Source organism: Cellulomonas bogoriensis 69B4 = DSM 16987 (genome assembly GCF_000767165.1).
Classification (GTDB): Bacteria; Actinomycetota; Actinomycetes; order Actinomycetales; family Cellulomonadaceae; genus Actinotalea; species Actinotalea bogoriensis.
On record NZ_AXCZ01000083.1, the window covers coordinates 1 to 11,713 of the forward strand.

Below are 11,713 nucleotides of genomic sequence, written 5' to 3' on the forward strand. Positions count from 1 at the left end.
GCCAACTACACCCTCAACTGGGAAGAGCCGCCAATGTGTTGGCTGTGCACAGCACGCCAGAGCACCTCAATTAAAAAGCAGTCGCTACAGTTCTGACATGCCGCAGCACCAGCGAAGGTCGCGGATCGCCTCGCTGGCACTTCTCCTGCAACCGCCTTTCGCGATATGGCGTCCACCGGCGAACGATGAGGGTCCTCGGCGAAGAAGTTGAATAGGCTTCTCCCCTCGGGGACATAGTGCCACAGCATGACGTCGGACTTCTCGATGATCCCGCACTGCCGCGGCGATTCCGGGTCGGCGCAGAACACGGAGACTTCGGTCCCGAAGTTGGACCGGGTAGAGGGACGGGTGTTTGCCCAGTTCCGAGTTTGCCGTCCTAGCCAGGGACGCCAGAACCGCCGTAATCCTACCGGCGTGCGCATCGCTCATGGCCAGCTCATCATAGCCATGCAGCCACCACTGGACCGCCCCTGGGTCTCCTTCCTGCCGCAGTCATCCTCGTGACGCAGGTGCACCAGCAGGTCGAGGTTCGCTATCCCTCTACAACGGCACCGGTTGGAGAGCGTGCCCATCCGACCAGCGGGTTGCCCTCCCAATCTCCGGGACGGCGCGGCTGGCGAGCCGCTGGAAAGTACACCTGACCAAATTAATCCTGGCGCGATCCTAGATTCCACTCGGACCGCCACGCGACTTGCCGTTCAAAAGTCCCAGTTCGCATGCGGGATTATCTTCGAACAAAAAGACCGGTCCAGTCGCGTCGCAATTTCATCTGTGCGGAAGCTCACTAGTCCGGCTGAACCGAGACTGAACCAACTGATTGCACCAAGATATGTCGCTGCAAGTTCGCGCAGCGAACACTCGACATCTGCCCTTTGCCGAGGGGCCGCACCGAACTCTGCCGTACCGGACGAATCGACAGCCAAAGTGAAACACTCTGGACGCCGGCCACCTTCCCGGTACACGTGAAATGAAGTCGGCGGCAGCGGCGCGGCATACCCGCGATGGCAAAGCGCAGATTCGACATCGACAATACGCAGTTGCAGGCCTGCACGAAGCAGCACACGGTCGCGGCGGTAGTTCTTTATCCAGAGCAGTTCCGGACTATCCATTGCTAGCGGCGGCGTCACCGTAGATCTTCCGATAGCGGCGCTGTTCAGATACCTCCAAAGAGAAGCGCGAGCGCCTGGGTCTTGCGCGACAAGGTCCATAACCCACATCCGTGCTTCGTTGTCCGATTTGTCGCGGAACTGGGTTACGGCGGCGCCTACAACCTCACCCTTGTCGTCCGCAACTTCAATGAGGGCGGGCGCTGGGTCGCCTGAGGCCAGATACATGGGGTCGCACCACTCGGCAAGATCTTGCTCGATGACTGCGAATTGCCCTGCAGGGCCCTCGAACTGAGCATGCAGCGCCGCAAGTTGACTAAGATGGTGACTAGACAATGTCGAAGATGTCACGTGGTGACTGCTTCTCGGCAAGCGCATTCTTCCCCGGAACGAGGCTTGGGCGGATCGAGCAGCAACAGCGAACTCGCGACCGAAGTATGCGTCCTGGCGGGATGCATACGCCGCAATCACCGCGAATTGACCCGAGTCTGAGATCGCCTGCAAACACGAGTCAGCCAAAGCCTCAAATAGCCCACGCAGTTGATGGTCAGGGTGCACTGCAACCCAACTCACCCCGGCGACGTCAGCCCACTCTTGTGACGGCTTCCTCATTCTGCGATTCGAGACAACCATGGCGCCGACCACTCTGCCGCCGTGGCGGATAACACGACTGAGTGCCAGATTAAGTCGCGCCTTGAGTCGAGCCATGTTGATAGTTTCTATGCGAGAACCGAAAGCGAGCGCGTTAACCTCCGCTATCGCACCTAGGTCGCTCGTCTTCAAATGATCGATCACGTAGCCTTGCGGCAGTCGGGTCATCGAACCCATGGGTAAGCCTTTCTGTTCGTCGTGCGGATCCCTCAGAATCGCAGCCTGGAGCATCTGCGTGACCGAGAGGCCTGCTCGTGCTGACAGAAGCGCTATTGCTTCTTCGATGTCAACGAGTCACAATGACACCCTGCAAGGCGAATCCTACCCCACGAGGGGCTCCTCCGATCTAGACCTGGGTGGGCAGCCAAGCGCAGTTGTCGAACGCGACCGGGGAACTCGTTGGTGATGGTCAGCGAAGGTAGAGTCCGTGCGAGCCTTCCTGTCTTGTAGGTCGAGTGTTGACGGCGAGAGAACCTCCGGTTGAGCCTGGCTTGTTGAAGGCCCAGAGCCATCTGTAGGTCCTCGTGCTTTCCGCTAACACCTTGTGAACTCGCGGGGTCGCCAGCCTCTGATCGATCGCGTCGCGCACGAGGGGCACCTGTCGCTCACGTCGCCCGCGAGTTGGGTATCTCTCGGCCGACCGGCTACCGGCGGGGGCGCCGCTGGTGCGCCGTAGGGGTGACGGTTCTGCCGGATCGGGTGTTCCAGAGTGCGGTCAAGGACGGGATGTGCAGAGCGCCAGCTCGCGATTGGCCCTGCCTAGACGGGCCCGCCCGTGAGCCCGGGGTTCCCGTCATCACGATCACCCGGGTGCTGCGCCGGCGCGGATGCCGCTGTGACACGATCTGGGTGTACTCGGTCGTCACGTTGGTGACAGTCGGCTGATCGGTGGGAGTCCTCCGAGAGCGCTGTGACGGCGTCGAGCGTTGTAGTGCTCGAGCCAGAGGGCAAGGGCGGCGGCGCGTTCGTCGTTGGAAGTGAACACCTGCCGGTAGGGCCCATTCGCTCTGCAGGGTGCGGTTGAGGCGCTCGACCTTGCCGTTCTGCCAGGGGCAGTGCGGCTTGATGAAGACCTGCTTGGCGCCCCGCTCGGTGGTGATGGCGCGCAGCGACCACCGGTAGGCCCAGGCGTTGTCGGTCACGATCGGCTCGATCCTGGGGATGGGCGCGGGCGGCGAAGTAGGCCGCGGCCCGCGTCAGGGCGCGACGCAGGTGGGCCCCTTCTCGTCGGGCAGGATCTCGGAACAGGCCAGGCGGGAGTGGTCACCGACCATCAAGTGCACGTAGTCGAACCCGATCGGGCGGCCTCGACGACGTTCGGCGACCTCGCTGCCCAGAGCCCGCCAGCCACCGCCCTCAGGCGCCAGCCACCGCCGTCAGGGATGCGTCGGAGCTTCTTGACGTCCATGTGGCCCAGTTCGCCGGGCCGGTCACGTTCGTAGCGAAGAGCGGTGGGCTTGGACGCGCGGATCACCTGGCCGGTCAGCGGGTCCAGGTCTGCCAGCAGCGGCATGCCGCGCCGGCGCAGCACCCGGGTGACCGTGCGCGCGGGCACTCCCAACTCCTCCCCGAGCGCGCCCGGGCCGGACCTGTCGCGCGCTCGTGCAGCCCAGATCGCGTCCTCGAGCGCGACGGGGGGGGGTGCGGGTCGGGCTCAAGCGCGGCCGCGAGGACCGGTCCAGTAAGCCGGGCGCTCCCTCGGCGCGCCAGCGGCGCACCCAGCGATAGCCGGTCTGCCGGGAGATCCCCAGCCCGTGGGCGACGTGAGCGCCCGGCCGCCCCTGGTGCACGACGCGGTCGATCAGCAGCTGACGGCCGCGTGGGTTGAGCCCGGCATTAGCGTGAGGCACGAGAACCTCCGGGTGGGTGTGGGCCTCCAACAAGCCACAGCACGACCGGAGGTTCTCCCGTCGTCAACGACCACCGACGTCACCAACGTCCTGGCCGAGTACAACTAGGCCCGCTGACCGGGCGGGTGGTCCGCGGGAGCGAGGTCACCGCGGTCCGCTGCGAACGCAGCCCACCTGACGAGCGGGTCCACGCATGCTCCCTACCTCGAGACTTTCGAAGCCCGAAGCGCTGTGTGCGCTCGACCCCTCTCTTGTTACATGCCAGCAACACCCAGCATGACTCGGCGCCTCGAAGGGGGTTGACAGGCCGCACCGGTCCTCATATCTTCATGATCACGCAGAGTCTGGGACGCGCCATCAGCAATCCGGACGTCCTTTGATTGTGCGTTGCTTTTATGTCCGCAGGAACAAGCTCTAGATCGGGAGGGGGAGGTAGAGATGGACACTATCGAGATCATCGCAGTCGACGATCAGACCGCACCGTGCGGTACGAACCTTATCATTGTGTGAAGATCCTGCGCTGCGGCGGGGCGAGCGCCTCGCCGCAGCGCAGGCCTGGTCGATTGAGAAGGCGGAGAGATGAGCCTCACGAACTCGATGGAGCTAATTCGAGTTATGCCATCACCACGTGGTTACACGTGGGTAGTAGCGCCCGGGGGCGTCGCCAAGGTCTCTCGCCAGATCACTTCCACAAGCGAGTTGAGTGAGCAAGAAGTTGGCTACATGGAGGCCTCGGGCCTGACTCGAGTATCAGAGAGCAACGTCTTCCATGCTACCGTCCTCACGGCGACTGATTGCAACCTTGGGTGCGGCTACTGCTTTCAGAACACCGGGGTGAACCCTGATCGCCCATTCGCTCCCGACAGGATTCCAGGGACGAAACTCGATCCAAGCACTGTAGATGATATTGCGTTGTTCATAAAGCGTGCCGTTGTTCACGCGAACGCTTCCAGTATTTCGATGGTTCTCTTCGGCGGTGAGCCCCTTCTCGACTTTGACTCGTGCCTTAGGGTCCTGGACACCACACAGGAGGTCGCTCCGGTTGAAGCGGTCATGGTGACGAATGGCGTCTTAATGACGCCAGGACGTGCCGCACGCCTTGAGGAGACGGGCCTGCGCGCGGTCCAAGTGACGCTAGATGGAGATCGCAAAAGACATGATGCGACTCGGCACACGCGCAACGGGCGCGGCACATACGATCTCATTTGTCAGAACATCGCGGGCGTACAAGAATCGACTTCCGTTGCGATTTGCCTTCGAGTGAACATTCTTCCTGACGATCCGGATTCGTACGTGAAGATGCTTCTCGATATTGCCGGAAAGGTCGATCCACAGCAAACGTTCGTCGACTTGTCCCCCGTCCGAGATTATTCCTGGAACGAGAGCTCCGCCCTGCGGGACGGAAGCGCACGAGACCTCATTAAATCCTTAGTTGAGATCGCCGAGGTTTCGAAGCGTCTTGGCTTTCGACTTGCGCGGCCTGCAAGCAGGTTCTGTCCTTTCTGCTCTATTGCAGATGGTAAGCGAGGCGCAGTAATTGGGCCTGACGGCTCACTATATAGCAGTTGGCAGGCGGCTGGGCGCCCCGAGTTCCGTCTTGGAAACGTGAGGGACGGATACATTCAGAGCGTGATTGAGGATCGCTGGGTCACCTGCAGGCAATTCGACGCGAGGAGTTGCTCCGAAGCGGGCGACTCAACCTGGTCGGACTATTTCGATGGTGCCATCATGGACCTCACCTGGGACTTGGTGGCTGCACCAGGGCAATTTCATTGAGCGCGAAGGTGGACGAGCCTTCGCGGTTGTCCCGCTCGTTCGGGTCGTTGTTCGCCGCGTCGTCGCTGTCGAACCTCGGTGACGGGATCCTCATGGTCTCCGCGCCGCTCATCGCAGCGACCCTCACCTCGTCGGCGTTCCTGGTCGCCGCCGTGACAACCGCGTACTTCCTGCCGTGGCTGCTCCTGAGCCTGCCGGTAGGCGCGTGGCTCGACCTCACCGACCGTCGTCGGGCCTGGATGTACGCGTTGGTGTCCCGGGTCGCGGTTCTCGGTGTGGGTGTGGTCGTCGCGGTCACGGGCAACCTGTCGATCGGTGCGCTGATCGTGATCGCCCTGCTCTTCGGCTGCGGGGAGGTCGTGGGTGACTCCGCGATCTCGACCCTCGTGCCCGACGTGGTGGACCGCGAGAGCCTCGTGCGGGCCAACACCCTGGTGCAGACCGGGCGACAGCTGTCGAACTACTTCCTCGGTGCGCCGCTCGCGGGCCTCCTGGTCGCGGTGAGCGCAGGCGCCGCCCTCGGCGCGCCCGCGCTCCTCGCAGTCCTCTGCCTGGTGATCATCGGACTCGGCCTGCGCACCCCTCGGCGTCCCCGCGACACCGGGCAGGCCACAGCGGTGCCGGCGGTACGTCGGATCCGCGAAGGGCTGACGTTCCTCCTCCAGCACCGCACCCTGCGGTACGTCACGCCCGCCGGCGCCGTGGAGAACGTCTTCGGGACGGGGTTCCTGGCCGTCCTCGTCCTGTGGGTGGTGGGCCCGGACTCGGCGCTCGGCCTGCCCGAGAGCGCCTTCGGCCTGCTCTACACGTGCATGGGAGTCGGTGCACTGGTCGGCGCCGCCCTCGCAGGGAGGGTCCTGGCCCGGTGGACGTTCGTCCGGTTGATGACCGTCCTCGCCGCGGTCTCCGGAGTGCTGTACCTGGTGCCCGTGCTGCTCACCGACGGTGTGGCCCTGTACGCGTGCTTCGCTGTCCTGGGGATCGCCATCTCCCTGCGCGGTGTCCTGTGGACGACCCTCTTCCAGCGCGCCACCCCCCGGGACCTGTACGGGCGGGTCGTCACGACCAACCGGATGGTCATCTTCGGTTCGATGCCCCTGGGCGCGCTCGGTGCCGGGATCCTGGCCGAGGCGACGTCGGTGACAGTCGTCCTCATCGCGTTCCCGATCGCGTCCACCCTCGCGCAGGTCCTGCTGCTGCTCCGGGCCCGAGAGCTCGACGCGGAGTCCACGGACCGCTCGTGAGGTGACGGCAGCACGCCCCTTTCCCACAGCGCGTGACCGACAGCCGGTGCGGCGCGCGCGGCTCCCGCTACGGTCACTCCCGTGCCGCGACTCAACCCGCCCCCGCACTGGCCCGCACCGCCCGCCGGCTGGACCCCGCCACCCGGGTGGCGCCCGGACCCGGCGTGGGGTCCGCCCCCGCCCGGGTGGCAGCTGTGGATCCCTGAACCCGGGGACGGTGAGCGCGCCAACAGGACCGCCTTCCTGCGGGTGGGGGTCGTCGCCGGCGCGGTGCTCCTCGCCGTGACGCTCGCCCAGGTGGCACTCGGTGTGTTCTCCGCCTACAACCTCGGCCACTCGTTGTCGAGCACGATCGTGCCGTGGGTGATCGTCTCGTGCATCGTGTTCTTCGCCCGCCGGCGCTGGGGCTGGTGGGCGATCATCGGCACGTACTTGGGTATGTGGCTGCTGATCAGCATCATGGGGGCGACGGGGCGCATCGGCGCGTTCCTGTGAGCCGTCCGGCCCCTTCTGCGCCCAACCCTTCCGCGCCCGGGCACGCGGGCCTACGTTGACGTCATGCCCGACGCCGTCGAGGGCGACCTGACGCCCTGGGAACCTCCGCTGGCCGGCAGCGAGATCGAGCACCTGCTCGGCTCGCTCACCCGGCTGCGCACCACGTTCCGGTGGAAGACCGACGCGCTCGACACCGAAGGGCTGTCCCGCACCGTCGGGGCGTCCACCCTGACCCTGGGGAACCTCCTGAAGCACCTGGCCTGTGCGGAGGACCAGAAGTTCGGGCCGTCCCTGACCGGTGCCCCTTACGGGCCGCCGTGGGCCGGGATGCCCGGGTACGACGGGACACCGACGCAGTACACGTTCGACACCCGCGGCCACGAACCCGCCGACCTCTACCGCATGTGGGACGAGGCGGTGCGACGCTCCGACGAGCGCCTGCACCAGGCCCTCCGCACCGGTGACCTGGGCCAGCAGGTCGCCCTGGCTGCCGACGAGGGCATGGTGGTGAGCCTGCGCCGCCTGCTGCACGACGTCGTCGAGGAGTACGGGCGCCACACCGGGCACGCCGACCTCATCCGTGAGTCCATCGACGGCCTCACCGGTGAGGACCCACCCACCGGGTGGTCCGCACGGAGCGGGACCAGCCCGGTCGGCGTGCAACGCGGGCGCCCCTGAACGATGCCGACCCGAACTCCTCGCCCACGGCTCGCCCTCACCGCCGCCGCCGTCACCCTGACCGGGCTGGTCGTGTCACGTCAGGACGGGCTCGTCGCCGACCTCGCCGGCGGGGCCCTGTACGCGGTGCTCGTGGTGGTGCTGCTGGCACTCGTGCGGCCCGCTGCGCCGCCCGTGCGGGTGGGCGCGGTGGCCCTGGCCCTCTGCGTCCTGGTCGAGCTCGCCCAGCTGACGGGCGTCCCGGCCGCCGTGGTGGAGGTGGTCCCCCCACTGCGGTTCGTGCTGGGGACGACGTTCTGGGCGTGGGACCTGCCCGCCTACGCGGTGGGCGCCGCCGTCGGCGCGCTCCTCCTCACCGCCGTCACGCCCGCGCCCTGGGCATCACACCGGCCGCAGCGCCCAGGGCCGGTCTCGCCCACCCCTGGGCGGTGACGGTGGCCGCTGGCATGCTCGTCGTATGCAGCTGCACGTCCAGGGTGAGGTGGTGTGGTGGCGGGGGCCTGCGCCCTTCCACTTCGTGGCGCTGCCCGAGCCCGAAGCCGCACGCCTGCGAGCGGTCGCGTCCCACCTGACCTACGGGTGGGGGTGCATCCCCGCGACCGTGACCCTCGGTGCGACGACCTTCACCACCTCGATCTTCCCCAAGGACGGGGGGTTCCTGGTGCCGCTGAAGGTCGCCGCCCGCCGCGCCGAGGACGTCGAGCTGGGCGACGACGTTACCCTCACCGTCGTCGTCGGCGGTCCGGACGAGGCAACAGACCCCACCCGATGACCGCCCAGCGGCCGGTCAGACGCGCTCCAGGGCGGACCACGGCCGGGCCGGGAGCTCCACACGGATCAGGTCACCCGCCCGCACGACCCCACCGGTGAGCACCACGCTCATCACCCCGGTCTTGCGAACGATGTTCCCCTCGGCGTCGCGCGGGCTCACCGCCTTCAGCAGGCCCGGCATGTACGCGTTGATCTGCGCGCACGGGTTCCGCAGACCCGTGACCTCGACCACGGCCTCACCACCGAGGTGCAGCCGGGTCCCACGGGGCAGGCCCAGCAGGTCCACACCCCGGGTCGTGACGTTCTCACCGAGCCCGGCAGGCGGGACGTCGAACCCCATGGTCCGCAGCTCGTCGAACAGCTCGGCGTGGATGAGGTGCACCTGACGCAGGTTCGGTGGCGCAGGTTCACGGCCCGCCCGGCTCTGGTGCTTGACCGTCGCGCCGGCGTGGGCGTCGCCCTCCACACCCACACCCGCCAGCAACGTGATGGCGTCGACCGGGACCTTGCTGAACCGGTGGTCGTCGTCACGCGCCACGGCCAGGACGCGACCCTCCTGCGAACTGCTCACCCGGTGATCATCCCGCGTGCCCACAGGTGACGCCAGAGCATTTACCCGGCTGGTCGACGGCGGCCGCAGAGCCCTAACCGTTTCGGACATCTCCGGCTCGTACAACGTTGTAAGGTCGCGGCGCCGTGGGGGAACAGCCCCTGCGACCGCTACCCCGGCAGCGTCGCCGGGGACCCCGTTGGAGGGAGCGACACGTGCGACACACCACCTCGTCCCGGGCCCTACGAGGGCTCGTCGCGGCTGCAGCCGCGCTGCTCACCGTCGGAGGCCTGAGCGCACCCGCGTCCGGAGCCCCCGGAACCGCCGTACCCGGCACCGCGGCACCTGAGACCGCGATGCCCCTGGCCACCAGCAGCGGGTGCGGGCAACCCGCCGGCCTGACGACCGGTACCCACACGATCACCAGCAGCGGGACGTCCCGCACGTTCCGCCTGGACGTCCCCGCCGGGTACGACCCCAACCGGGCCTACCGCCTGGTCGTCGGCCTGCACTGGTGGCACGGCACCGCCGCCGATGTCGTCAACCAGAACTTCTACGGCCTCAAGCCCCTCGCGGACAACAGCACGATCTTCGTCGCACCCCAGGGCATCGACAACGCCTGGCCCAACACCGGTGGCCGTGACGTCACGTTCATCGACGACGTCCTGCGCACCGTGGAGTCCGCGCTCTGCGTCGACACCGACCAGCGCTTCGCCACCGGGTTCAGCTACGGGGGCGGCATGAGCAACGCCCTGGCCTGCGCCCGCGCCGACGTGTTTCGCGCCGTCGCCGTCCTCAACGGTGCCCAGCTCTCCGGGTGCGCCGACGGGACCCGCCCCATCGCCTACCTCGGCAGCCACGGCGTCTCGGACGACGTCCTCGCCATCTCCCAGGGCCGGGCCCTGCGCGACCGGTACCTGCGCAACAACGAGTGCCAACCACGTCAGGCACCCGAACCCGCCGCCGGCAGCGGCACCCACGTCCGCACCGAGTACACCTGCCGTGACGGGTACCCCGTGGTGTGGATCGCCTCCGACAGCGGCCACGTGTGGGACGCGCGCGACCGCGGGCAGCAGCAGTCCTGGGTGCCCGGTGAGATCTGGCGGTTCTTCAGCTCGCTGACGTCGACGACGCCCGAGCCCACGCCGTCTCCCACGACCCCGGCACCGACGCCCACGCCTCCGGAACCGACCACCCCGGCGCCGACCAGCCCGCCCGCAACGGGCACCTGCGAAGCGACCTACACCACCGTCAACTCCTGGGGCGGCGGGTTCCAGGGCGAGGTCACCGTGACGGTCAGCGGCCCGTCGACCTCCTGGACGGTGAGCTGGGGCACGTCCGGGGAGATGATCAACCAGGTGTGGAACGGCACGGTCAGCTCGCAGGGCGGCACCGTCACCGTCCGCAACGTCGACTGGAACGGTCGACTGCCCGCCGGCGGCACCGCCACCTTCGGGATGATCGGCACCGGCACACCGCCCAACCCCACCCTGACCTGCACCGCCTCCTGACCACACGTCCCCAACCGGGCCACCCCGACCGGGCCGGCCCACCACCCCCGAGTGGGACCGATCTGTTGCGGAATCCGTGACGGATCGGTCCCACCTGGCTGCTTCACGGGGATGACGCGAGGCACGGCGAGGGTGGGCGCGTCGGGCCGGCGCAGGGGCCGGCGTCGGGGTCGGCGTCAGGCAGAGGTGAGGGGCGGGGGTGAGGGGCCGGGGGCACGATGGGACGGTGCCGGCCGACGAAACACCAGCCCCGGGGCCCGTGCCCGGCGAGGCCGCCGCGGCGCTGCGGGACGCACGCGCGCAGACCGCAGCGCTGATCGGACGTCTGACAGGTCACTTCGATGACCTGGTGGCCGCGTCCGCCGGGTCGAACGCCGACGACGAGCACGACCCCGAGGGCACCACCATCGCGTTCGAACGCTCCCAGCTGGACACCATGGTGCGTCGCGCACGCTCCCAGCTGGCCGAGATCGACGCGGCCGAGGCCCGGCTCGCCGACGGCCGCTACGGGACGTGCGAGGTGTGCGGGCACCCCATCGCGCCGGAACGCCTGGAGGCCAGGCCCACCGCCCGGACCTGCATCACGTGCGCGAACGGCACGCGCAGCACCGGGCGCTGAGCGGCAGACGCCAGGTCAGGCGCCCGGGACGGACCACCGTTGGGCCCGGTTGCCGCGGCAGTCCCAGATCTGGGTGCGCTGCCCGTCCACAGCACGGCCGCGAGGGTTGTCCAGGCACCGGCCGGACGCGGGGTTGCGGTACGAGCCGCCGTGACGGACCCACGTCTGGTTCGCCTGCCCCGAGCCGCAGTCCCAGAGCTGGACCTTGGCGCCGTTGGCGGTGCCACCACCCCGGACGTCCAGGCACTTGCCCAGGGCGCGCAGGGTCCCGTCCGTGCCGAACGTCCACTGCTGGGCGGCGGTCCCGTTGCACTCGTACAGCTGCACCGCGGTGCCGTTGGCGCGGTTCCCGCCGGCGACGTCCAGGCACTTGCCCGCAGCGCCGGACCGCACCGGCCCGGTCTGCGCGGGACGTCCGTCCGGGGGCGTGGCGACCGGCGGCGCGGGGGCGGGAGGAGCGGC

At 67.8% G+C, this 11,713-nt stretch carries 11 protein-coding genes and 1 pseudogene; 8 read left to right on the plus strand and 4 right to left on the minus strand.

The window, feature by feature from the left end; translation table 11 throughout:
- Nucleotides 1-698: 698 nt before the first annotated feature.
- Both N869_RS16960 and N869_RS08890 read right to left on the minus strand, forming a co-directional pair.
- Complete coding sequence (locus N869_RS16960) at nucleotides 699-1,934, minus strand: GNAT family N-acetyltransferase (protein ID WP_198026013.1); 1,236 nt, start codon at nucleotides 1,932-1,934, stop codon at nucleotides 699-701.
- A 685-nt stretch (nucleotides 1,935-2,619) separates the two neighbouring features.
- Nucleotides 2,620-3,607, minus strand: a pseudogene (locus N869_RS08890) (IS481 family transposase).
- Nucleotides 3,608-4,186: 579 nt separating this feature from the next.
- Between N869_RS08890 and N869_RS16965 the strand changes: the two are divergent.
- From N869_RS16965 to N869_RS08915, 6 genes are all read left to right on the plus strand, one after another.
- Nucleotides 4,187-5,383, plus strand: coding sequence for a radical SAM protein (locus N869_RS16965; RefSeq protein WP_084136763.1), 1,197 nt, complete (start codon nucleotides 4,187-4,189; stop codon nucleotides 5,381-5,383).
- An 8-nt stretch (nucleotides 5,384-5,391) separates the two neighbouring features.
- Nucleotides 5,392-6,627 (plus strand): MFS transporter, encoded by a 1,236-nt coding sequence (locus tag N869_RS08895; protein ID WP_052105284.1) that lies wholly within the window; start codon nucleotides 5,392-5,394, stop codon nucleotides 6,625-6,627.
- A gap of 81 nt (nucleotides 6,628-6,708) precedes the next feature.
- Nucleotides 6,709-7,122, plus strand: a complete 414-nt coding sequence (locus N869_RS16970) for a hypothetical protein (protein ID WP_084136770.1) — start codon at nucleotides 6,709-6,711, stop codon at nucleotides 7,120-7,122.
- 63 nt (nucleotides 7,123-7,185) lie between these two features.
- A complete protein-coding gene (locus tag N869_RS08905; RefSeq protein ID WP_035060433.1) occupies nucleotides 7,186-7,800 on the plus strand; it encodes a mycothiol transferase in 615 nt (204 codons plus the stop codon).
- Between the two features lie 3 nt (nucleotides 7,801-7,803).
- Nucleotides 7,804-8,232: a DUF2809 domain-containing protein gene (locus N869_RS08910; protein ID WP_052105285.1), complete on the plus strand. Its 429-nt coding sequence runs from the start codon at nucleotides 7,804-7,806 to the stop codon at nucleotides 8,230-8,232.
- Nucleotides 8,233-8,257: 25 nt separating this feature from the next.
- Entirely contained in the window at nucleotides 8,258-8,572 is a 315-nt protein-coding gene (locus N869_RS08915) for a DUF1905 domain-containing protein (protein ID WP_035060436.1), read from the plus strand.
- Nucleotides 8,573-8,587: 15 nt separating this feature from the next.
- Here N869_RS08915 and N869_RS08920 read toward each other — a convergent pair whose 3' ends face one another.
- Nucleotides 8,588-9,142, minus strand: a complete 555-nt coding sequence (locus tag N869_RS08920; RefSeq protein WP_035060439.1) for an MOSC domain-containing protein — start codon at nucleotides 9,140-9,142, stop codon at nucleotides 8,588-8,590.
- Nucleotides 9,143-9,336: 194 nt separating this feature from the next.
- Between N869_RS08920 and N869_RS08925 the strand changes: the two genes are divergently transcribed.
- Both N869_RS08925 and N869_RS08930 read left to right on the plus strand, forming a co-directional pair.
- Nucleotides 9,337-10,632, plus strand: a complete 1,296-nt coding sequence (locus N869_RS08925) for a cellulose binding domain-containing protein (RefSeq protein WP_035060442.1) — start codon at nucleotides 9,337-9,339, stop codon at nucleotides 10,630-10,632.
- 226 nt (nucleotides 10,633-10,858) lie between these two features.
- On the plus strand, nucleotides 10,859-11,251 hold the full coding sequence (locus N869_RS08930) for a TraR/DksA family transcriptional regulator (protein ID WP_232229670.1): 393 nt from the start codon (nucleotides 10,859-10,861) through the stop codon (nucleotides 11,249-11,251).
- Nucleotides 11,252-11,266: 15 nt separating this feature from the next.
- On the opposite strand, the gene N869_RS08935 is transcribed toward N869_RS08930, so the two are convergent.
- Nucleotides 11,267-11,713 (minus strand): RICIN domain-containing protein (locus tag N869_RS08935; RefSeq protein ID WP_198026014.1); only part of this gene is annotated, 447 nt, incomplete at its 5' end.

Excerpts from the sequence above, each read along its gene's own strand:
- N869_RS16965 (WP_084136763.1), top strand. The coding sequence starts at position 4,187 with ATGAGCCTCACGAACTCGATGGAGCTAATTCGAGTTATGCCATCACCA.
- N869_RS08910 (WP_052105285.1), top strand. The coding sequence starts at position 7,804 with ATGCCGACCCGAACTCCTCGCCCACGGCTCGCCCTCACCGCCGCCGCC.
- N869_RS08915 (WP_035060436.1), top strand. The coding sequence starts at position 8,258 with ATGCAGCTGCACGTCCAGGGTGAGGTGGTGTGGTGGCGGGGGCCTGCG.
- N869_RS08905 (WP_035060433.1), top strand. The coding sequence starts at position 7,186 with ATGCCCGACGCCGTCGAGGGCGACCTGACGCCCTGGGAACCTCCGCTG.
- N869_RS16960 (WP_198026013.1), bottom strand. The coding sequence starts at position 1,934 with ATGGGTTCGATGACCCGACTGCCGCAAGGCTACGTGATCGATCATTTG.